At 65.1% G+C, this 22,826-nt stretch carries 16 protein-coding genes and 1 tRNA gene; 6 read left to right on the top strand and 11 right to left on the bottom strand.

Going from position 1 to position 22,826, the window contains the following annotated elements:
* Positions 1–6 precede the first annotated feature (6 nt).
* Genes AX729_RS27060 through AX729_RS27050 form a run of 3 tightly spaced genes read right to left on the bottom strand, consistent with a single transcriptional unit; the run spans position 7 to position 3,771 of the window.
* The gene (locus AX729_RS27060) at positions 7–1,527 is read right to left on the bottom strand and encodes an amino acid ABC transporter permease (RefSeq protein ID WP_061027283.1); all 1,521 of its coding nucleotides are present in this window, start codon (positions 1,525–1,527) and stop codon (positions 7–9) included.
* On the bottom strand, positions 1,524–2,729 hold the full coding sequence (locus AX729_RS27055) for an amino acid ABC transporter permease (RefSeq protein WP_061027282.1): 1,206 nt from the start codon (positions 2,727–2,729) through the stop codon (positions 1,524–1,526). Before AX729_RS27055 ends, AX729_RS27060 begins: the two co-directional genes overlap by 4 nt.
* A gap of 25 nt (positions 2,730–2,754) precedes the next feature.
* On the bottom strand, positions 2,755–3,771 hold the full coding sequence (locus tag AX729_RS27050) for an amino acid ABC transporter substrate-binding protein (RefSeq protein WP_061027306.1): 1,017 nt from the start codon (positions 3,769–3,771) through the stop codon (positions 2,755–2,757).
* A 374-nt stretch (positions 3,772–4,145) separates the two neighbouring features.
* Between AX729_RS27050 and metC the strand changes: the two genes are divergently transcribed.
* Positions 4,146–5,330, top strand: coding sequence for a cystathionine beta-lyase (metC, locus tag AX729_RS27045; protein ID WP_061027281.1), 1,185 nt, complete (start codon positions 4,146–4,148; stop codon positions 5,328–5,330).
* Between the two features lie 43 nt (positions 5,331–5,373).
* Here metC and AX729_RS27040 read toward each other — a convergent pair whose 3' ends face one another.
* The 6 genes from AX729_RS27040 to AX729_RS27015 form a co-directional block, all read right to left on the bottom strand.
* Positions 5,374–5,712: a lipid-A-disaccharide synthase N-terminal domain-containing protein gene (locus AX729_RS27040; RefSeq protein WP_028176420.1), complete on the bottom strand. Its 339-nt coding sequence runs from the start codon at positions 5,710–5,712 to the stop codon at positions 5,374–5,376.
* A complete protein-coding gene (locus AX729_RS27035; RefSeq protein WP_061027280.1) occupies positions 5,709–6,446 on the bottom strand; it encodes a glycosyltransferase family 2 protein in 738 nt (245 codons plus the stop codon). Before AX729_RS27035 ends, AX729_RS27040 begins: the two co-directional genes overlap by 4 nt.
* A gap of 63 nt (positions 6,447–6,509) precedes the next feature.
* A complete protein-coding gene (locus tag AX729_RS27030; protein ID WP_061027279.1) occupies positions 6,510–7,355 on the bottom strand; it encodes a phosphatase PAP2 family protein in 846 nt (281 codons plus the stop codon).
* Between the two features lies 1 nt (position 7,356).
* A complete protein-coding gene (locus AX729_RS27025; RefSeq protein ID WP_061027278.1) occupies positions 7,357–9,099 on the bottom strand; it encodes an ArnT family glycosyltransferase in 1,743 nt (580 codons plus the stop codon).
* 50 nt (positions 9,100–9,149) lie between these two features.
* A complete protein-coding gene (pbpC, locus tag AX729_RS27020) occupies positions 9,150–11,261 on the bottom strand; it encodes a penicillin-binding protein 1C (protein WP_061027305.1) in 2,112 nt (703 codons plus the stop codon).
* 111 nt (positions 11,262–11,372) lie between these two features.
* Entirely contained in the window at positions 11,373–16,577 is a 5,205-nt protein-coding gene (locus tag AX729_RS27015; protein ID WP_061027277.1) for an alpha-2-macroglobulin family protein, read from the bottom strand.
* Positions 16,578–17,226: 649 nt separating this feature from the next.
* On the opposite strand from AX729_RS27015, the gene AX729_RS27010 reads away from it, so the two are divergent.
* The 4 genes from AX729_RS27010 (at position 17,227) to AX729_RS26995 (ending at position 20,983) form a co-directional block, all read left to right on the top strand.
* Positions 17,227–18,147 carry a helix-turn-helix transcriptional regulator gene (locus AX729_RS27010; RefSeq protein ID WP_061027276.1) on the top strand — a complete coding sequence of 307 codons (921 nt, stop codon included), beginning with the start codon at positions 17,227–17,229 and terminating at the stop codon, positions 18,145–18,147.
* Between the two features lie 125 nt (positions 18,148–18,272).
* Complete coding sequence (locus tag AX729_RS27005; RefSeq protein WP_061027304.1) at positions 18,273–19,706, top strand: amidase; 1,434 nt, start codon at positions 18,273–18,275, stop codon at positions 19,704–19,706.
* Between the two features lie 249 nt (positions 19,707–19,955).
* A tRNA-Arg gene (locus AX729_RS27000) sits at positions 19,956–20,032 on the top strand.
* Positions 20,033–20,764: 732 nt separating this feature from the next.
* Entirely contained in the window at positions 20,765–20,983 is a 219-nt protein-coding gene (locus tag AX729_RS26995; RefSeq protein WP_245325399.1) for a hypothetical protein, read from the top strand.
* A gap of 37 nt (positions 20,984–21,020) precedes the next feature.
* On the opposite strand, the gene AX729_RS39985 is transcribed toward AX729_RS26995, so the two are convergent.
* Both AX729_RS39985 and AX729_RS26990 read right to left on the bottom strand, forming a co-directional pair.
* Positions 21,021–21,338, bottom strand: coding sequence for a hypothetical protein (locus AX729_RS39985; protein WP_156457228.1), 318 nt, complete (start codon positions 21,336–21,338; stop codon positions 21,021–21,023).
* Positions 21,335–21,547: a hypothetical protein gene (locus tag AX729_RS26990; protein WP_061027274.1), complete on the bottom strand. Its 213-nt coding sequence runs from the start codon at positions 21,545–21,547 to the stop codon at positions 21,335–21,337. The genes AX729_RS39985 and AX729_RS26990 overlap by 4 nt, the downstream gene beginning before the upstream one ends.
* Positions 21,548–22,135: 588 nt before the next feature.
* Between AX729_RS26990 and AX729_RS40690 the strand changes: the two genes are divergently transcribed.
* A complete protein-coding gene (locus AX729_RS40690) occupies positions 22,136–22,297 on the top strand; it encodes a hypothetical protein (RefSeq protein WP_061027272.1) in 162 nt (53 codons plus the stop codon).
* Positions 22,298–22,826 lie beyond the last annotated feature (529 nt).

The raw sequence follows: 22,826 nt of genomic DNA, 5'->3' as shown, positions 1-22,826 counted from the left end.
CCTCGATCAGCTGCGGCGGTGGGCGTTGAGGCGGCGCTCGACGAACAGCGAGTAGCGCGACATTCCAAAGCAGAAGATGAAGTAGATGATCCCGGCGAAGGCGAAACCGGTGAAGGCGGTCGACGGCGTCGACCATTTCGGATCCGAGAACGAGGCGCGAAGCGAGCCCAAGAGGTCGAACAGCGCCACGATCGAGACCAGCGAGGTGTCCTTGAACAGCGAGATGAAGCTGTTGACGAGGTTCGGAATGACGTGACGCAGCGCCTGCGGCAGCACGATCAGGGAGGTCGTCTTCCACCACGACAGTCCGAGGGCGGCCGCCGCCTCGTTCTGCCCGCGCGGGATCGCAGCGAGCCCGCCGCGGACGTTCTCGGCCTGGTAGGCGCCGGTGAAAAGCGCGATGCCGATCAGCGCGCGGACCAGTCCATCGACGGTGAAATTCCCGGGCAGGAACAAGGGCAGCATGTAGGTGGCGAAGAACAGCACCGTAATCAGCGGCACGCCGCGCCAGAATTCGATGAAGGCGATCGAGAATATCCGGATCAGCGGAATGGTGGAGCGGCGGCCGAGCGCCAGCGCGATGCCGATCGGCAGTGAGGTGACGATACCGGTGACCGAGACCACCAGCGTCACCAGGAGGCCGCCCCATAGATTGGTCGTCACGACCGGCAACCCGCCCCGGTCGAGCCCCATCAGCCTGATGACGATCGCGATGGCGATGAAGGTGGCGATGCTGGACGCCAGAGCCCGCCCGCCGGTGCGAACGCCGCCAGCAAGAAAGAAGGCGATCAGGCTGACAATCGCGGCCGTGATGGCGAAATCGGCCCAGACCGGCTGCCCCGTCACCTGGACATAATCGCGCAGCCAGGTCAGCGGAAAGATCAGCCAGGAGATCGCCGTGCCGACCAGCACGATGAGGGTTCCGAGGCCCCACAGCAGCGGGGCCATGGCGGACGTCTTGCTCTGGCTGAGCAGCGCCTGCCCGGCGCCGATGATGCTCTCGTCGAACAGCTGCAGCAGGCCGGCCGTCCAGCTCAGGCCGAAGCCCTTGATGCCGCCGCCGTGCAGCAGGAAGAATGCGACCACCGGAAAGGCGACGAAGAACAGGCCGGCATTCAGACTCTTCGCCGGCAACCGCGGAACGAGCAGCGGCAGCAGCAGGACGACCGCGAGCAACATCGTGAGGTCGCCCCGCCAGCGCTCCGCCTCCGGATAGAAGCCGTAGATCAGCTGCGGGAGTTTCGCCTGTATGTAGGGCCAGCAGGCGCCGACCGCAAAGCCGGCGTTCTCGGCAAGGCAGGCAGTGCGGTCCTTGCCGCTCCAGACCGCATCGACCACCAGGAACTTGACGGAGGGAACGATGGTGAACCAGAGCAGCAAGGCGCCCAGGATCGTCAGCAGGATATTTGTCGGCGAGTTGAACAGGCGCGTGCGCAACAGGCCGAAGAAGCCCGTGGTCTTGACCGGCGCGGGACGCTCGGCGAGCAGGTCCCGGCGGACGAAGCCGCTCGAGGTGACGTCGGTCATGCGCCGAGGCTCCGGCTGACGCGCCAACCGTAGACGCTCATGACGGCGCTGGTGAGCAGCGAGATCAGGAGATAGATGCCCATCGTCATGGCGATGATCTCGATCGCCTGCCCGGTCTGGCTCAGCGACGTGCCGGCGAACACCGACACTAGGTCGGGATAGCCGATCGCGACCGCCAGCGACGAGTTCTTGGTGAGGTTCAGATATTGGTTGGTCAGCGGCGGCACGATGACGCGCATGGCCTGCGGTATGACGATCAAGCGGAGCGTGGCGCCGCGGCTGAGCCCTAGCGAGGATCCAGCTTCCATCTGCCCCTTGTGCACGGACAGGATGCCGGCGCGCACGATCTCGGCGATGAAGGCGGCAGTATAGGTCGACAGCGCCAAGGTCAGCGCGACGAACTCGGGGATGAGGCGCGACCCGCCTGCGAAGTTGAAGCCCTTGAGCTGCGGCAGTTCGAAGGTGAAGGGCAACCCGAACACCAGCATGGTGGCGACTGGCAGCCCGAACAGCAGGCCCAGTACATAGGGCCAGATCCGGATCACGCGCCCTTCCTGGAACAGCGCGCGCCGCGCATGGAAGCGCAGGGCCAGAGACGCCACGATGCCGAGCGCCAGCATCGCCAGGAACGGCTCGAGGCCGCGTTCGCCGATCGGGCTGGGAACGACGAGGCCGCGATTGCTGATGAAGGCAATGCCGAGCACGGAAATGCTCTGCCGCGGATTGGGCAAGGCCGCGAGCACCGCGAGGTACCAGAACAGGATCTGGAACAGGAGCGGCAGGTTGCGGATGACCTCGACATAGATCTCGCCGACGCGCGACAACAGCCAGTTGGGCGACAGCCGGCACAGCGCGACGATGAAGCCGATCACGGTGGCGAAGACGATGCCCACCACCGAGACCACGAGCGTGTTCAGAAGCCCGACGAAGAACACGCGCAGGAACGTGTCCGAGCCGGTATAGGGGATCAGGGTCTGGTTGACGTCGAACCCGGCGTTGTTCCGGAGGAAGCCGAAGCCGGCTGCGATGTGCTGGTTTTCCAGGTTGGCCCGAGCATTGGAGACGATCTCATAGCCGATCCAGCCCAGGACCGCCGCGAAAGCAAACTGGACGGCAACGCCGTTCCAGCCTGCCTTGCCGCCCAGAATGCGCCGGATCTTCAGCGCGATCTGGAGCGGCGGTTTTCGGGCCTCGGTGCTCATGCCGCCGCCAGCCGACCAGGGAGGATCAGCGGATGGGAGGCGCGTACTGAAGACCGCCCTTGTTCCAGAGATTGTTGATACCGCGATTGATGGCGAGCGGCGAGCCCGCGCCGACGTTGCGATCGAACACTTCGCCGTAATTGCCGACCGTCTTCACGATCCGCACCACCCAATCCTTGGTCAGGCCGAGCTGTTCGCCGAAATTGCCGTCGCTGCCGAGCACGCGCTTGAGCTCCGGATTTTCCAGTTTCGCCTTCTCGTCGACGTTCTTCGAGGTTACGCCGAGCTCTTCGGCAGTGATCATCGCGAAAAGCGTCCATTTCACGATGTCGAACCACTGGTCGTCGCCGTGACGCACCATCGGGCCGAGCGGTTCCTTCGAGATGATCTCGGGGAGCACCATGTGGTCGTTGGGATTGGCGAGCTTCAGGCGATTGGCGTACAGGCCAGACTGGTCGGTGGTGAAGACGTCGCAGCGACCGGCCTCATAGGCCTTGACGGTTTCGTCGTTGGTGGCGAACGCTATCACCTCGTACTTCATGTTGTTGGCCTTGAAGTAGTCGGCGAGATTCTGCTCGGTGGTGGTGCCGGTCTGCACGCAGACCGAGGCGCTGTTGAGCTCGAGCGCCGAATTCACCTTGAGCGACTTCTTCACCATGAAGCCCTGCCCGTCATAATAGGTCACGCCGGTGAAGTTGGCGCCGAGCGAGGTGTCGCGCGAGATGGTCCAGGTCGTGTTGCGCGACAGCACGTCGATCTCGCCCGATTGCAGCGCGGTGAAGCGGTCCTTGGCCGACAGCGGCACGTACTTGACCTTGGTCGGATCGTTGAAGATCGCCCCCGCGATGGCGCGGCAGACATCGACGTCGATGCCGGTCCAGTTGCCCTTGTCGTCCGGCGAGGAGAAGCCGGGCAAGCCTTGGCTGACGCCGCAGGACAGCATGCCGCGGTCCTTGACGGTCTTGAGCGTCTGCGCATCGGCGGCTTGGGCAGAGAGGCCGGCGGTGAGAGCAAGAGTGAGAGCCAGGGTTACGCGTTTCATGGGCTTCGGGCCTTTCAAGGTCGTCTCAAGGTCAGGAACGGTGCACAGGATCATCTCCGCCAGGCTGAGCCTTGCAAGAGTCATGCTGGAAAAACTTGCCGAACACTCGCCGATGCCGGGAGGCCATACCTTAATCCCTGCCGAACGGCGCCCGCCATGTTGGCTGTGCACCTCGTCCGGTCAGACGATGGATCGAAGGTCGCGGCAGGCCCCTCAACATGCGGCGACTGAATAGCGCCACATCACAGAACGACTGGCCTGCCGGGTCAAGGGGTTGACGGGACTCTTCTGTGTTCTGTTATTAACGACCACGGCCTTTCGGCCGACCCACGGGCGCGACACGCCGGTGGAAACGCGATTTTGAAGGCAGGCGCATGGATTCCTCGCACCCCCAAGAGCAGCACGCCGAGACCCGGCTGGTCACCTCCGGCCGCGACACCAAGGCGCAGAAGGGGTTCGTCAATCCGCCGGTGTTCCACGGCTCGACCGTGCTCTATCCCACCGCCGAGGACCTGCACGCCCATCGCGGCGAGTTCACCTATGGCCGCCATGGCAGCCCGACGACAAGGGCGTTCCAGGACACGCTGATGGCGCTGGAGGGTCCACAATGCGCCGGCGTCGGCATCGTTCCGTCCGGGCTGTCGGCGATCTCCACCACGCTGCTCTCGGTGCTGAAGGCGGGCGACCACATCCTGGTCGTCGACAACGTCTATCGGCCCTCGCGCAATTTCTGCAACGGGATGCTCGCCCGCTACGGCGTCGAGACCAGCTATTTCGATCCGCTGATCGGCGCTGGCATCGACAAGCTGTTCAAGCCCAACACGCGCGCGGTGCTGGTCGAGGCGCCGGGCTCGCAGTCGTTCGAGATGCCCGATATCCGCGCCATCGCCGAGGTCGCGCATGCCCGCGGCGCGCTCGTCATCGACGACAACACCTGGGCGACCCCGCTCTATCACCGCTCGCTCGAGCAGGGCGTCGACATCAGCATGCAGGCGGCCACCAAATATATCGGCGGCCATTCCGACATCATGTTCGGCACCATCTCGGCCAACGCCAAGGCCTGGCCGCAGATCGCCGAAGGCATCCGCCTGCTCGGCGTCTGCGCGGGCCCCGACGACGTCTTTCTGGCACTGCGCGGATTACGCACGCTGTCGGTGCGGCTGGCGCAGCATCATCGCTCCGGGCTCGACATGGCGCGCTGGCTGGCCGACCGGCCCGAGGTCGCGCGCGTGCTGCATCCCGGACTCGAAACCGATCCCGGCCATGCGATCTGGAAGCGCGACTTCACCGGTGCGTCAGGCCTTTTCAGCATCGTGCTGAAGCCGGCGCCGCAGAAAGCGGTCGACACCATGCTCGATACGCTCAAGCTGTTCGGCATGGGCTTCTCCTGGGGCGGCTTCGAGAGCCTTGCGATTCCGTTCGACTGCGATGCCTATCGTACCGCGACCAAGTGGGCGCCGGGCGGCCCGACGCTGCGCCTCCACATCGGGCTGGAGAGCGTCGACGATCTCAAGGCCGATCTCGATCGCGGCTTCGCTGCCCTCAAGGCGGCAATGTGAGCCTGCCGAGAAGGCACCGCGTTTCAAGCACGCGGCATGTCGATCAGCGATCCAGCGTCTTCGAGGCGCTGCCGCGGTTCTTCCAGATCAGCATGATGTTCCTGATGTAGATGACGGTCGCGAGCGACTGTCCGAGGATGATGACCGGCTCGCGCTTCACGACGCCGTAGACCAGCGTCATCAGCCCGCCGCCCATCGAGCAGAACCAGAACGCCATCGGCACCACGCTGTTGCCGGCGCGCTCGCTCGCGATCCACTGCACCAGGAAGCGCGCGGTGAAGAACAATTGCGCGACCAGCCCGAAGGCGAGCCAGAAATCGAACTTGGCGACGAAGACGTCGTAGAGATAATTGCTCAGCGCCTGACCGTATTGAATGATCATGCGTTCACCTCGGTCACTTCCGGAGTCGGCTTCTTGCGGCGGATCAGCCACCACACGCCGGCGAGATCCATGATGCCGATCCACAACCGGTCGAAGAAGCCGTAGTTCGATACGCCGGAATGGCGCGGCCGGTCGATCACGTCGACATAGGCGATGTCGTAGCCTTCTCGGCGCACCAGCGCGGGCAGGAAGCGATGCAGTCCGTCGAAATAGGGCAGCATCAGGAAGACGTCGCGCCGGAACGCCTTCAGCCCGCAGCCGGTGTCGCGCGTGCCGTCCTTGAGGATGGCGTTGCGCACGCCGTTCGCCACGCGCGACTGCAACTTCTTGAAGCCCGTGTCCTTGCGTCCGATCCGCTGGCCGGCGGCGAGCCCGACGCGTCCCGCGCCCTTCTCGACCGCCGCGATCAGATCCGGCAGGAACGCGGGATTATTCTGGCCGTCGCCGTCGAGCGTCGCCACGATCTCGCCGCGCGCTGCACGCACGCCGCTGCGCACGGCCGCGGATTGGCCGCCTGATCTGGCATGGCGGAGCTGACGCAGATTGTCCCGCTGCTTCATGATGGCGGCAAGCCGCTCGCCGGTCGCATCGGTCGAGCCGTCGTTGACGTAGATGATCTCGTAGGCCCAGCGGCCATCGAGCGCGGCGCCGATCTCCGCGATCAGCGGCGCGATGTTGTCGGCTTCGTTGCGCACGGGAACGACGATGGAAACCGAGGGCTGGAACGTCGACAAATCAAGGCTCGTGGTTGGAATTGGCCCGCCTCGGGGAACCGGCGTCCCGGCAGGCAGCCGCTTTTATGGGGCGGATGCCCGGTGGGCAACCCTTTTGAGCCGGTCCGAAACCGTCCCCGGAAGCGGCACGATGGTGCCGTCGGAGCGGATGGCAAAGCCGAGTCTTCGGGCCGCGAACCAGTAGCGAACCGCCATGGCGCAAACTGTTCCGACCAGGGCGCCGGCCACGACGTCGCTCGGGTGATGCGCAAGCAGCACCAGACGCGTCAGGAGGATCACGATTGCGTAAGTGAACATGAACACGCGCAGGCGCGGCCACAATGCCGAGACGGCGAACGCCAGGGCGAACGCGGCCACCGCATGGCCCGATGGCAGGCTCGCATAAGCCCCCGTCCCCTCGAACGGAACGAAGTTGAACGGATTGGCCTTGCCGCCGACGAACGGACGTCCGCGCCCGATGAGATATTTCAGGATCTCGGCGACCAGCGCCGCCACGGCAACAGACAGAAACACGAATTGCAGCCGCGTGCCGAAGTCGAGCAGCAGCGCGCGGCGGGTCCCCTGCAGCCCGGCCGCGACAAGAGCCAGCAGCACCAGCGCGGCCCCCAGCACCAAAAGCAGATACTCGTCCTTGCCGAAATCGGTGAGGATGCGGATCGGCCAGAGGCTGGGCGTGCCGCGCGGCGGCATCAGCAGGATCCAGGTCTGATCGAACCCGACCATCAGCACGATGACCAGCGCTGCGGCTGCCATGCTCAGCCACAGCGAATGCCGCGCCAGCTTTCGGGCGGCCTCGGCCCGGCGCGAATGCGAGGGTGAACGCACCAGCTGCGCCAGCCCGCGCCAGGACACGGCGAGCAATTGCGCGGGATAGCCGTCACGCGGCGCAAGGTCGGTCGGCGCCCGCATGCTATTCGGTGCCCTCGGAGCGGAAGATCGAGATCGAGATGGCGCGCCCTTGCGAGAAGTTATAGCCGTCGATGCGCGTGCCGACCTTGTAGCGCAGCCCGATCGCCTCGGCGCGCTGCACGAAGCTGCGCTCCGAGCGTTGCTCGATCAGCGCGAAGCGACAGCTCCCCTGCCGCAGGAAATCCGCCGCACCGGACCCGTCGGTGAGCACGGTCCGGCTGCCCGCCAGGAAGACGAGGCTCGGCTCGTGATAACCGGCCGCAGCCGCCCTCGGTCCGACGCAGGCGACGTTGCGAAGCGCGCGCGCGATCTCGACGCTCGGAAACAGCGGCGTCAGCGACGGCAGCACGATGCCGTAGATCACCACCGCCAGCGCCAGCGCTGCGACGAGTGCGTTGAGCAGCGAGCGCTCGGCGCGATTGTTGTCGTAGAGCCACCAGGCGAACAGGCCGAAGATCAGCGACGCAGCGATGAACGGCCAGGCCACGAAGGCCGGCTGCCGCGTCAGCATCACCGAGCCGACGACCGCGATGATCGAGGCAGCGGCAGGGATCGCGAACCACCAGGCCGAACCGCGCATCAGCCAGGAGCGTGACAGCACGCGCCGCTCCACCGCGCCTGCGGTGAGGATCGCGATCGCAGGGTACAACGGCAACACGTAATGCGGCAGCTTGGTCAGCACCGCCTCGAACACGATCCAGGACGGGATCAGCCAGGCCAGCAGGAACTGCGCGCCGGGCTCGCGCCGCGCCCGCCACACCGCGGGCGCCGCCATCGCCGCGAGCGGCGCACCCGGCCAGAACGTGATCCAGAACAGCGCAAGGTACAGTCCGGGCGGCGCGCCATGGGATTCCTGAGCCCCCAACTTGCTCAGCATGTCGCCGCCGACGGAATCGGCGAAGAAGGCATCGCCCGCGCGCCAGAAGATCGCGAGGAACCAGGGCAGCACCAGCACCAGCATCCACATCAGACCCCAGAGCGGACGCAGCTTCCAAAGCCAGGACGCATCGCGATCCTGGATCGCAAGCACGACGATGGTGAAACCAGCGAACATCAGGATCAGCGGGCCCTTGATCAGGACACCGACAGCGAGCGCGGTCCAGAAGATCGCGGGCCAGCTCCAGGGCGGATGCGTCTCGTCTTCGGCGCGCTGCCAGGACAAATAGGCCCGCGCCATCGCGCCCATGGCGGCGACGACGCAGAGCAGCAGCATCGCGTCGGTCTTCGCGAGCCGCGCCTCGACGCCGAGCAGCACCGAGGCGCACATCATCAGCGCCGCCAGCACCGCCGCGCGCCGCGTGACGAAGCCGAGCGCGGCCCAATACGTCATGAGCACGGCGCCGATCGCGCCGATCAGCGACGGCAGCCGGTAGACCCAGATGCGCAATTCGGCCTTCGGCAGCTTGAGCATCGATGCTGCCTCGACCGTCGCCGATTGCAACCAGTAGATGCCGACCGGCTTCTTGTAGCGGACGTCCTCCTGAAAGCGGATGTCGACATAGTCGCCGCTCTCGACCATCTGCTTGGTGGCCTGGGCGAACCGCGCTTCGTCGCGATCGATCGGCGGGATGGTGAAGAAGCCCGGCAGAAACAGCAGCAGCGCGCAGAGCACCAGGAAGCCGACCGCGCGCGCATGGCTGGCCGTGACGATGTCGAGCAGGCGCACGAGCCCGCTGCCCGGATTTGCGGACGATTTCGGCTCGCGGGGTGCTCCAAAACGGGGGCTTGGGTAGGTCTCGGCCATTGGTTCCGCTTACGCCGAAACCGCCATCGCCACAACCGCTTGAGGCAGGGTCATTGAATTCGAATGACGACTGTGTCCGCGGCGCCCGTGGCGTCGATCACGGTGAGCCGGGCAAAGCCTGGACCGGGCGGATCAATCAGCCGCTGACGGCGGCCGTCGATCTCCCCGCGCGCGGTGCCGTTAACCATGACGGTCATGGGCAGCACGCCGCCGGCGACTTTGACCGGCATGGCTGCGCTTTCCTGGCCACCCGATCGATCGACGTCGATCCGCGAGCCGTTGAGCGGAAACTGGATATGCAGCGCCTGCTCGCTCCCCGTCCGCACCAGTTCCCCGACCGGGCGGAACCGCTTCAAGGGCAGCGGCAGCTTGGCGTTGCCGGCCACCAGGGTTCCCTTGGGAGCCTTCGGCAGTGGGGTGAGCGTCTTGCCGGATCTGGCGAAGGCATCGAACAGGATCGGCGCGGCAGCGACCCGCCCAATCAGGCCGGGAACGGGGGCGCCGTCGGGCCGGCCGACCCAGACGCCAATGGTCATGCGGCCGTCGAATCCGACCGACCAGGCATCGCGATAGCCGTAGGAGGTGCCGGTCTTGAACGCGATGCGATTGTGGGCGGCGTTCTCCGGCGGCGGCGTTCCCAACAGCACGTTGCCGACCTGCCAGGCCGCGACCTGATCCAGCAGCCGGAGCGGCTCGCGGTCATCCTTGTCAGCCATGATCTCGCGCAGCGGCTTGGTGGTGCCGAGCCGGGCGAAACCTGCATAGAGGTGGGCGAGGTCCTGGAGAGTCACGCCGACGCCGCCGAGCCCCATGGCAAGCCCTGGCGTCTCGTCCTTGGGCAGAACCAGATTGCCGCCGGCCTGCCGCAGCCGCGAGGCCAGCCGGCTGGAGCCGACGCGGTCGAGCAGCACGATCGCCGGCACGTTCAGCGACAATTGCAGCGCCTTCCTCACAGGCACGGTGCCCTGGAAGGTCATGTCGAAATTCTCCGGCGCGTAGGAGCCAAAGCGGACCGGCCGGTCATCGATCAGGCTGTCGGGATGGACAAAGCCGTCCTCGAAGGCGAGCCCGTAGATGAACGGCTTGAGCGTCGAGCCCGGCGAGCGGATGGCGCGCGTCATGTCGACCTGCCCTGCCCTGCTCTCGTCGAAATAATCGGCCGAGCCGACGCGGGCGAGCACGTCGCCGCTTTCATTGTCGATCACGATGATGCCGACCGAGATGTTCGGTCCGAGCGCGATGGCGCGGTCACGCGCCAGCGGCTCCAGCACCTTCTGCAGGCTCGCGTCCAGCGTCAGCTTGATGACCGGCGTGTCCTTGACCGTCGAAAGCGCGGTGTCCGAGGCGTGCGGCGCCAGGATCGGCATCGGCTTGCGCAGTTTCGGCACGGGCACCGCCTTGGCCTGCTTGGCTTCGTCGGCGCTGACCACGTTTTCCTCGACCATGCGGTCGAGCACACGGTCGCGTGCCTTGCGCGCTGCGTCCGGATGGCGGTCGAGGCGGCGCGTTTCCGGCGATTGCGGCAGGGCGACCAGCAACGCAGCTTCGGCCAGCGACAGCCGCTTCGGCTCCTTGCCGAGATAGGCGATCGAGGCGGCGCGGATGCCTTCGAGATTGCCGCCATAGGGCGCGAGCGCGAGATAGAGGTCGAAGATCTCGTCCTTGGTAAGCACCTGCTCGATCTCGATGGCGCGAACCATCTGCCGCAGCTTGGCGTAGAGCGAACGCTGCCGCCGCGGCTCCATGAGGCGTGCCAGCTGCATGGTGATGGTCGAGCCGCCCGAGACGATGTGGCCGCGCGTTCCGAGCTGCAGCGCCGCACGCCCCAGCGCCAGCGGATCGATGCCGCCATGGGCGTAGAAGCGCTGGTCCTCATAGGCGAACAGCAGTTTCAGGTATGTCGGATCGACATTCGTTTTGGTGTCGACCGGCAGCCGCCAGCGCCCGTCCGCCATGGCATAGGCGCGCAGCAGCTTGCCGTTGCGGTCGACGATGGTGGTGGAGACCTGCCGCGCTTCGCCGAGCGGGAGCGGGCCGAGGGAATAGACCCAGGCGACGAAGCCGACGATGGCGAGGATGAAGGTGAACGCAGATGCCGACAACAGGCGAAAGGCGCGCCGCCCTCTCCGCCCGTCATGGCCGGGCTTGACCCGGCCATCCACGCCGTCATCCACCGCCCGTGCGGCCGTGGATGGCCGGGTCGGGCCCAGGTATGGCGACTGATTGTGTGGCTCCGCTGCACTCATTCACTTCAACTCAGATTCGAGCTTACCTCACTTCGCCGCTCGCACCTCGACGGTCCCCGTGCCGGTCCGCCCATAACGCGAGGGATTGTACATGTCCTCGACATAGGCTTGCGGCAGCACGTATTTGCCGGGCGAGACCGCGCGCACGACATAGGCGACGGTGAAGACCGACTTGGAATCCGAGGCACGGTCCACCGCCGCCGTGAAGCGGTCGTCGCGGAACTCGGTATCCTCGGGCTCCTCGCCGTCCTCGATCCAGTCCAGCGTGCCGCTGTCGCCCGAGGACACCAGCTTGGGATTGTCGATCTCCAGGCCCGCCGGCAGATAGTCGGACACCATGATGTGACCGTATTCCGGCTTGGCCTCGGTGATCTTCAGCACCACCGCAAAGCGCTGGTTCTGCTTGACCTTGCTGATGTCGGCCGGCTTGCCGTCGAGCGTGAAGTAGCTCCGCTCGATCTTGAAGCCGTTCGATGCGGCAGGCTCCGGTGTCACCGGCGAGCCCGAGACCGAAACCACCGCCTGCACCGGCGCGTCGCCGGTATTGGTGATCTTCAGCGGCTTGCCCTCCAGCGTCACCGCCTTGTAGCTGCGGTACAGCGCGGTCTTCACCGGCTGGCCGTCCACCTCCATGGAGAGGTTTTCCTTGGCCAGCGCCCGTGCCGCCAGCACCAGCCACGCATTCTCCTGCGTGGAGGTGTAGGGCGTCAGCCCGCGCGCAGTCTCGACGCGCGACACCGCCTGCGTCAGCGTCGCCTTCGGCGCGTTGCCTTCGCTGGCGAGCGAGACAAGCGCTGCTGCATCGCGCAGCTGCGAGCCGTAATCGGTGCGACCGAACTCCAGCGCAGGCTTCGGCGCCAGGCTGTCGAGCGCGGCGCCATAGACGCGCTCGGCACGGTTGCGGTCACCGACCAGGGCGAGCGCTGCCGCAAGCTGCGACTTCGCGATCGGCGTCGCGAGGTTGGCGAGCTTGGTGTCGGCGAGATAACGGAGATCGCCGATGGGCGCCGCGCCATTGCGCGCGAGCACGTAGAGCCCGTAAGCGAGATCGCGCCCGCCGTCCTTCTCCGGCTCGTCGGCATTGACGACGGAGTTGCGGATGCGGTCGAGCGCGTTCTTGAACAGCACGTCCGGCACGGCAAAACCCTTCTCGCGGGCGCGGGTCAGGAAGTCCGTGACATAGGCATCCAGCCAGGCATCGTCGCCGCCGGCGGACCACAGGCCGAACGAGCCGTTGGAACCCTGGCGCGCCAGCAGCCGCTCGATCGCATCGCGGATGCGCTGGTCGACCTCCGTGTCCATGGCGAGATGCGCACCGGCCGCGAGATCATTGACGTAGAGCAGCGGCAGTGCGCGGCTCGTGATCTGCTCCGAGCAGCCATAGGGGTAACGGTCGAGCGCCTTGAGGATCGTCGCCGCGTCGAGCGCGGTCGACAGGCTCGCCGAGACCGAGACGGTGCCGGTGCCCGGCACGAGGTCGGAGAACATGTCCGAGGTCAGCGTCAGGCTCTCTCCCTTGGCCAGCGTCCGGATCGAGCGCCGCGCCAGCACCTGGGTCGCCGCCTTGACGTCGAGCGCATAGTGGCGCGCGAGCGCCAGGCCGTTCGGCCCCTTGATGTCGACGTCGAGCGTCGCCTGCCCCGCCGCCGTTGCATCCAGCGACAGCGAGAAGGAGTTGCGCTGCTTGGCGGCGAGCTTGACCGTGGTGGCGGGATTGCCGGTCATCTTCACCGGGCCGCTCGTCTTCACGTTGATGACGTAGTCGCCGGCCTGGCCCTCGACATTGTCGATCTCGAGATTGACCGTGCCGCGGTCGCCGCTGAGCAGGAAGCGCGGCAGAGTCGTGGTCAGCACCACGGGATCGCGGATCACGACGTCGGTGTTGGCGCGACCGAGCTTGGTCGCGGTCCACGCCACCGCCATCACGCGCGCGGTGCCGGCGAACTCCGGAATATCGAAGCTCACTTCAGCGGTGCCGTCGGCGGCGACCGTGACGATGCCCGAATACAGCGCCAGTGGCTTCTGCGCGGGCGGGGAGCCCTGGAGCTCGCCCGCGCCGGCATCACCCCCGGACTTGATCTGGCCGCGCGTGCCCGACATGCCGTCGATCAGCTGCCCGTAGAGATCGCGGATCTCGGAGGTCAGTCGGCGCTGGCCGAGATAGTAATCGTCCGGTGCCGGCGGCTTGTAATTGGTGAGGTTGAGGATGCCGACATCGACCGCGGCGATGACGACCTTGGCGTCCTCGCCCGGATTCAGCCCGTCGAGCTTGACCGGGATCTTCAACGTGGCGTTCGGCCGGATCAGCGCCGGGGGCGTCAGCTTCACCTGCAACGTGCGGGCCTGCTTGTCGATGCCGAACCATTTCAGCCCGATCGCCCGGCCCGGCATGCGCTGGGCGGCCGCATCGAGAGGACGGCGCAGCGTCGCCACGACGTAGGCGCCGGTGCCCCAGTCCTTGCCGATCGGGAGCTTCACCTGGGCGGTTCCTTCCTTGACGTCTATGGTCTGCGTCGTCAGCAGGCGGTCGCCAACCACGTTGATGGTCAGCTTGCCGGCGCTGCGGACGTTGACCGACACCGTCATGGTGTCACCCGAAGCGTATTGCGGCTTGTCGATCGACGTCTCCAGGAGGTCCGGCGTGTCGGCGGAGCCGTCGGAATACCAGCCGACGTCGAACTGCACCGAGGTCACCGGTCCGTCGGCATCGTTCGACTTCACATCGAGACGATAGCGGCCGGGCTGGGGGTTCAACGAAATTCGCGACGGCTTATCGGCGGCGATCACGACATCGCCGTCGGCAACGCGCGAGGTCGACTTGACCGGCTCGTACTCCCAATAATTGTTCTGGCGATACCATTGGTAGCGCGACTCCATCTTCAGGAGCTCATAGCGCAGCCCGTCGCGCGGCAGTGTCTTGCTCTCGGGCGAGACGAACACGACGTCGAACTCGGCCTTGTCGCCGTCGGCGACGTTCTTGTCGCCGAACAGCGGCTTCACGCCGATCATGGCCGTCGCCGGCGCGATCGGCAGCACCAATTTGCGCTCGACGGCGCGGCCGCCGGTCTCGACCATGCGGACGAAGATCTGCGCCTCCTGCGGACGAGTGGAGGCCGGCTGCTTGTCCAGCGTCACCGGGAAGGTGGCAACGCCGTTGGCGTCGGCCTCGGGCAGGTTCTCCAGCGGGGTGCGCTCATTCGAGGTGGTCTCCTCGTCGTCGACGCCGAATTGGTAGCCGGCAAAGCCCGGACGCTCGCTCGCAGGCGCGACCAGCATGTCGCCCTCGAGCTGGAGGCCCGAGGCCGGCGCGCCGTAGAGGAAATGGCCGTCCGCCTTCAGCTCCACTGGAGCATTAGCTTTGATCAGCTTGTCCTTGGCCGACAAGTCGAATTCGATCCGATCGGGGACGTAGTCTTCGACCAGGAAGGTGGTCTCGCCAACCGAGGAGCCTTTCGGGTCGGTGAAGGCGCGCACCCGCCACGTCCCGGTCGGGACGGCCGAATTGAGCGGCACGGCCAGCGAGCGGCCGCCGGCGCCCTGGTCGGCCAGCACGGCACGACGGAATTCGACGCCATCGGGGCGCTCGACCACCAGTGTCATCGGCCCGCCCGTCACGGCGTTACCCTGACCGTCGCGCAGGAGCGCGGTGAGATAGACGGTTTCGCTGGAACGGTAGACGCCGCGCTCGGCGTAGACGAACGCATCGGCGCCCGCCGGCACCACGCGCCCCGAGACGCCGCGGTCGGACAGGTCGAAGGCGGAGGACTTGAGGCTGAGGAAGGCATAGTCGGCCTTATCGCCCGTGACGGTGAGCATCGCCGGCGACAAGCCGCCCTCGCCGCGCGCGAGCCCGGCCTCGAACAGGACGTGGCCGCTGTCGTCAGTCTTGCGGGTGGCCAAAATCTCGTTGTTGCGGGCGATCAGCCGCACCTCGGCCTTCCCGACCGGATCGGTCGAGGCCAGCGAGTTGACGAAGACATGGATGCCGTCATTGCCGGAGTAAGCTGCCACTCCAAGGTCGGAGACGATGAACCATTGCGTCGCGAGCTGGGACTCGTCGTCCGAGCCCGGCCCCTTGGCCGCAGCTGTCATGACGTAGACGCCGGGCTGGAGCTCGCCGAGCGCCTGATCAACCGGGAATGCCGTGGTGACGTCCTGGTTCAGCGTCATCGCGGTCGCAAGCCCGCCGGACCAGACCTTGACACCGCGCTCGTTGCCGAGATCGCTGAGCTGGTACTTGGACAGCGTCCTCTGGAAATCGCTGTCGACCACCGTGTTGATCAGATTGCGGTCGCCGATGCGGAACACGTCGATGTTGACCGCAGGCGTATTGACGCTGACCACGGGAATGCCGCGCTGGCCGGTCCGCGGCAGCACATAGGCGCGGCTGGTGAAGCGTACGAAGGGTTTGCGGTCGCGGACATAGATGTTGAATTCGGCCGATTTCGGCAGGCCTTCCTTCACCGTGGACGGCAGGCCGGCGCGTAAATTGACGTTGTAGCGCTCGCCGTGCTTCAGCCCGTCGACGCAGAGCTGCTTGCCTTCGGCCGACAGTGCCGGCTTGTCGGTGCCCGCCAGCGCCAGGAACGGTGCGAAATCGGTGCGCTTGGCAAGCTCTTCCGAGAACTGGAAGCAGGCGCGCGGGCTCGCCGAGTCCGAGTCCACGGTATAGTCGAGCAATCGGAAACCGTGCTCGTCGCGCAGCTTCTCATATTGGCCGCGGACATCGGCAACCTCGCGCATGTCGAGCGAAAGCCGCAGCGAATCCAGCGCCGGACGCCACAATTTTCGTTCGGCCAGCGACTTGCCGAGCACGGCGAGCGCGTCGGCCTCCTCGCCCGGATTTCCGGCACGCTGGTAGGCGATGTAGGCCGCGGTCGAAGCGCGCTCGAGCAGGAAGGTCTGCTCGCTCGAGCTCTTCGGGGTGATCTGGAAGATGACCTTTGCGAGCCGCAGCCAGTTGCCGGCATCATCAGGCGTGGTCGCTGCGATCTGGCCGAGCACCGAGAGGCCGGTGCGATAATCATTGCGCCGGAAGGCGGCGTCGGCGTCCGTCTTCAGCGTCGCATTGGTCTTGGCGACCGGGCCAGCCTCGCTCTTGATCTGGGCCTCCAGCTTGATCGCGGAATCGGCGAGATCGTCACGCTTGAAGGCTTTGTCCGCGGCATGCGCGGCGACAAGACCGAACGACAGCGCGGCGCAGAGTGTGACGGCGCGGACCAGACCGATCATGATGGGACTCCCGGATATCGCAGCGAACGCCGCGGTCAGATGAAATGCTCGGAAAGGTGACGGGCTCAAGGCCATGGAACCAGAAGTGCAAAAAAGCCGCATTGCGCCATGACAAGCCCGAAAGGAGACCGATCAAGTATCGCCGCGCACGCCGTCCTGATGGCGCAGCAAGACCTAGCCAGTCGACCGGCGGCAGTGTCCCGGAAGCTCCTCAGCGGTCCCGGCGATGCGATCCATCGTCCAGTCCGCTGCCGCTCAACCCGGCACCCTGACACCCCACCGTTCCGCTTTGTCGCTGCCAGGACGAAAACGGTTCGCTTCAGGCTTGGCGGACGTCCTTTTTTTGTTCGCACTGATCCTTAGCCTGGGGTGCCCGAAGCGTCCGAACCCAGCCATCCTCCGCCATTGGCATCCAAATTGCTTCATTGCGCCACTGGCGACGATCGAAGCTTAAGACAGTACCCCGGACCGCTGTGTAATCCGGACGGCCGTGTGATAAAGTGCATCGCTTTGACCAACGAGCTGCTATCCACTTCCCGGCACACGGATCGGCCGCTCGGGCCTGTGTACGACTGACATGACTGTCCGTGATCGACTGGGAATCAGCCTCGCCCGACGTACCAGCGCCTTCCTGCTTGAACTTTACGCATTGGCGCGCTCGCTGCCGCTCGACCGCTTTCAGGAAGCCACGCTTTTGCGGCTGCGCGACCATTTGCCGTTTCGGTCTGCCTATTGGGGCATGCTGCGGGCGCAGCCGTGCGGGGCGCTGACGCTGCACAGTTCTTTCGTCGACGTTTTGCCGCACGACTTTGTACGTGACTGGGAGATCGTCAAGCACAAGGATGCACTGGCGGCAAAGGTGGTTGCCACGCCCGGCGTCGCGGCCAGCATGAGTGCGACGGGCATGGGCCATGCCGAATTTGTCGCCCTGGGCAAACGATTCGACATCGCCAGCGCAATGTCCATCGCGGTCGCCACACCCATCCCTTGCTTGTTCGCCTTCCTGTCACTTTATCGGCCGGCTGATGCCCCCGGATTTGGCCACGCCGACCGGTCCTTTCAGGAGATCATCATGCCGCACGTCGCGGCTGCGTGGCATGCGAACCGGCTGCACCATGTCGAAGGCCTGAAGACCCGCTCGGACGTTCTTCAAGAGGGCTTTGCCGTTGCCGATCAGCACGGCCTGCTACATGCGAGTGACGCAACATTTGGCTCGTTGATGAGCCTTGAATGGCCGCGCTGGCGAGGACCGGAGTTGCCCCGCCTGCTGCGCGACGCGATGAACGCCGGTCACAGATATGACGGCCGGGCCTTGAGCGTCGATGCCGCCCCCCACCATGGCCTGGCCGTGCTTCGCATCCGTCCCCGCGACGCAACGGGCCGCCTGTCGCCGCGCGAGACGGAAATCGTGGACTTGTATCGCGAGGGCCGTTCCTACAAGGAGATCGCGGTATTCCTCGGCTGCTCGCCCTATACAGTGCGGCACCATCTTCGCGCGATCTACGACAAGCTGGGCGTGAGCAACAAGGTTGCGCTCCTGCATCTCACCAGCCGCCCCCGCTCCTCGTAGCTGGTTCGCGCGCCCCGGCGCCGCCACGACCACGCAGGGGTGGAACATCTGGTCGATGGTGAACCATCTGCAATGCCGCTTTCCTGATCGAGGCTCTCGAAACGCGAGTCATGTCAGGAGACAAGATGAAGCTCGACGAATACGCAAAGTACGACGGATTGGGGCTCGCCGAATTGGTTCGAAACGGCGAGGTGAGCGCGGCAGATTTGGCGGCAACCGCCCGCTTGGGCATCGAAAAGGTCAACCCCACCATCAATGCCGTCATAGGCAACATCGACTCGCAATCGCCCGAGCCGGCCGGCGGCCCGTTCGCGGGGCTGCCGTTCCTCATCAAGGACCTGGTCATGCACGCTGAAGGCGTCCGCTGCGACATGGGCAGCCGGCTTGTCAACGATAGCTTCGTCTCGCCGCACGACACCGAGCTGATGCGCCGCTTCAAGGCCGCAGGCTTCGTCGCGATCGGTCGCACCAATACCCCCGAATTCGGCTTCTGCTCCACGACTGAACCCGTTCTCTACGGTCCGACACGCAACCCATGGAATGTCGGGCGCTCCCCGGGCGGCTCCAGCGGAGGTTCCGCCGCCGCCGTCGCCGCAGGTATCGTGCCCATCGCCCATGCCAATGACGGGGGTGGCTCCATTCGGATCCCCGCGGCCATGTGCGGCGTGGTCGGCTTGAAACCTACACGTGGACGCACCCCGACCGGTCCCGAGTTCGGCCAACCCCTGCACGGCCTCGGCATCGAACACGTGGTCACACGTACGGTGCGCGATTGCGCGGCGGTGCTCGATTCGGTGCAAGGCCCGGGGGTCGGGGACCCCTTCGTCATTCCGCCGCCGTCCCGCCCCTACGTCGATGAAATCGGCGCTCCGACAGGGAGGCTGCGCGTCGCGGTGTCCTTGTCCGGCATGAATGGAGCGCGTGCCGGAGGCGACGTGCGCGATGCGGTCATGCGGGTGGCACGCGAACTCGAAACTCTCGGTCATGAGGTGAGCGAAGCCTCGCCTGCCTATGACGAATCCATGTTCCACAAGGCGAATATCGTCTACTGGTGCGGCTTCCTGGCTGCGGGGATTCTCGGCACAACCCAGCTCAACGGACGCCGCCCCTCGCCGGAGACGCTCGAAGCCACCACCCTCGCCTGCTACGAATACGGGTTGGGGCTAACGCTCGTCGATCTCGAAATGGCCGACGCATTCGCAAACATCGTCTGCCGGTCGGTTGCGCCCTTCTTTAACGAGTACGACGTGCTGCTCACACCGACCCTCGGGGAGCGGACTGTGGCGCTGGGGCATCTCGATGCCAACGATCCATCGCTGGATGCGCAGGGCTGGTACGATCGCCTGTTCAATCACGCCTCGTACACTGCCCTCTACAACATGACCGGACAGCCCGCGATTAGCCTGCCACTGACGACGGACTCCGAGGGAATGCCCCTGGGCATGCAGTTCGTCGCACGTTTTGGGGCCGAGGATATTCTTCTACGGCTCGCAGCCCAGCTCGAGCAGGCCCTGCCGTGGACGGGCCGGCGGCCCGGGGTGCATGTTGGCGCGGCATAGTCCCATGGCTGTCGGGACGATCGCGCACCGCTGCTCGTGACGCGGCACGTGATCTTTATCTTTCCCACGCTTCGCCTTGGCCCATCATCCTGGCCCCCGGGATCAACAAGAGCGAAACGCACAGCTTTTTGGCTTGTGGCGGAAAAGAGCTCGGATCGGGCTTGGCCAACCCGCGGATTTTTCATATTTGGCGTGATAGAAGACAGGCAGGCGGTTAACCGAGGCTGGCGCAAAGGCCGGCCTCGAGACGGTCCCGTAGCTCAACTGGATAGAGTAGCGGATTTCTACTCCGCGGGTTGCAGGTTCGAGTCCTGCCGGGATCGCCAATCATTCCCCACACATCCGATGGCCTCACCGCGTTGTGGCTTCGTTTCCCTCTAGGCGATGCTGACAAGGTGCCGGCTGCCTGATATCGAGCGGCTGCTTCGTCTGTCGGGCCTGCGGGAGTCGCGGCGTCGACGTTCCGCCTTACGTCGAGCGAGGCAACGTACAGCTTGCGATCGTAGCCGCGAAAGAGGCCGGAAGCTGCCGGGCAAGCGCCTTGGCTCCTCGATGCTCTCGCTGACAACTTGCTGGTCCTCCGTCGCCTTTTCATTATCGGCGTTGGGGAACCCCGCCACCAGCCACCCGCGGCGGCTCTCGTTTCAGCCGGGCATCATTGTCACACGACCTAAGTTCCTGGAAGGGAACAGCATTTTCTTCGTGCGACGAAACATTGCTGAAACAAAGCAGTGCTTTGTTAAGGCACCGGGGCTGGCTGCATAGTTGACTTACATATTTTTACCCGGCTTTTTTTGACAATAGGGCCGCAGCGGGTTTTCCGCTGCGGCCTCTCTGTTTGCAGTCAAAAACCGCCGGCCTGTTGAGCCGACAGGTCATTTCGTCGATCGGCGTGGCTCTGACGAGGGTAGCTTCACGAGAGCAAGGTCTATCCGCCGCCTTCACGAACGCGTGGGTATTTTCGCTCCGGGCTTTGAACCGGGCACATGAACCCTATCTATCCGCCGGGCGACGTGTGCCCAAGAAGGATCCCGATGCCTCAATCTGAATGGACGAGAATGGCCATCGCGTCTGCGGTGGCAATCGTCGCGATGTCGTACCTAGCGATCGACGCGGGCGTCGTGACTACCAACGTGGTCAAAAAGCCCATCGAGCTGGCGCAGGCATCGATCGTCGGCGCCGCGATGGGCCATCATCATCTTGCCTTCGCCGTTCAGGAGTGGGCGCGTGGCGGCCACGAGAGGCCGGCCGTGGAGCAATGCCTGGCGATCGATTGATCGGACACGCCCTCGCGCGGCTCCCGACGATGTCTATTCACCCTCCCCCTGATGCGTCCGCCACCACCGCGCAATTGCCGCAGCCAGATCGTTCCAAAGCTTCGTCGGAAGATCCGAGACCGCCACCCACTACATCGACACGAAATATGTCGGTGCCGTCGAAGGCGACGTCGTCAAGCTGTCGGTGAATGCCGACCCCGTGCCGAAGACCGAAGCCGCCTGAAAAACACTGAGCCCCTTCGGGGGCTTTTTGTTTGTTCATGGTCCGACTCCCCTTCGTTCGCAAGGCACGAATCGCGATCGCAAATTGAGGGGCCGAGCATTCGTTAATGAACGGTTCGATCGGATCGATCATGCAGTCACGAGGACCGGCCGCAACCGGTAGGCATCGATCGCTGCATTCGACAGAAGCAATCGGCGCCGCTCTCCCCGCAGCATCATGCGGTCGATCCGGTTCAAGATGAAGCGTGCGGATTCCTTGTTCTCGCCCGTGAGCAGGCCGGATTGATCGAGATAGCTCCAGGCGATCTCGAACGATTGTGCGCGTAACTCGGGGTCGGTCATAGCCGCACAACGTTGCCGCGGAACGAATGTTCCTGCCAGGTTGCACAGCCTCGTCCAGCATCCGTGATTTCCGCGGCGGAGTTGATGCGGAACGAACCTGCAATCAGAGCGTTGGATCTGCGAAACCAGTGGTGCCGACCTTGCCAGCCCCGGTCGGCTTTGAAAGGCCCCGTGCTTGTCCCCCGAGCACGGGGCTTTCTCATGTGGGACAGCCTACCAGCTTCGGATGCGCCCAACCGGATCCGCCAAGCCCGATTGCTCCTCGCGGGGACCGCGGGCGAGCTGCTGCCACGCCAAGGCCAGCTGAATCAGTCGTTGCCGATCGGCGCCCTCGGATTCCGCGGCCAGCTTCATTGCGGCCTCAGCTTCGTGCTGTGGATCGTACTGAGTACTCATGAGACCGAGATTAGACGGCCGATCTGGACAAGCGCATGGCAATTTCCCCCGTATGATTGCGGGGTGCCTTCCTCGTCGCCCAAGCCCCATACGCCCAAGCCTCAGACGTCCAAGCCTCATTCGATGCATCTGTGAACTGCGTCACAGCCTGCACCTGGGATCTCCGCTACGCTCCATGGCGGAGGTCAGGTCATGACACACAAAGCAGCGGCCGAGACTGTCCCCCCGACCCAACCACATAGGCCCGACCTGCTCGGCATCGCCTATCTCGGGACCATCGCCATCGTGATGCTGGCCTGGATCAGCGGCCTGGTGTGGGGCACGATCGCATTCTTCACCTGGCTCGTGTCCTGACGCGCGAAGCAATCGGCTTGCTCGCCGCAAGCATAAGCTGCGTCAGCCGATCTCCCGCTAAAGCATGATCCGGCAGCGGTTTTCCGAAAAGACCATGCTTGAACAACAACCCAAAGCGCGATGACAATTCATCCTGATCGCATCGCGCTTTAGAACAGGAACGGCAGTGCTTGAGAGAGTTTGATCCCGCCGCAAACGATCATGGCCCAGAGCGCCACGCTGATCTGGATGGCATCCAGCATGTCCCGACATCCCCCGAATCATCCCTATTTTTTCTTTTGAGATTTGCGTGAGGCGGCAACGAGCGCCAGCGCTTTTTTCAAGCTTCGCCGGCGCGCAAAAAAAGAGGCGGGCTCAGCCCGCCTCCGCGCTCGAATATGGCCCGCAGAACTCAGTAGCAGGCGCGAGGATCGGCCTGCACATACTGCCCGTTCGGATAGCGGTAGTAGCAGGTGCCCTGCGCCCAGTAATAGCCGGGCTGGGATGCCGCGGTGGCGCCGGCAATTGCGCCCGTTGCACCGCCGAGAAC

The sequence above is a fragment of the Bradyrhizobium sp. CCH5-F6 genome (assembly GCF_001556045.1).
Classification (GTDB): Bacteria; Pseudomonadota; Alphaproteobacteria; order Rhizobiales; family Xanthobacteraceae; genus Bradyrhizobium.
The sequence above is the reverse complement of the archived record's forward strand: the minus strand, read 5'-3'. Positions and strand labels throughout refer to the sequence as shown.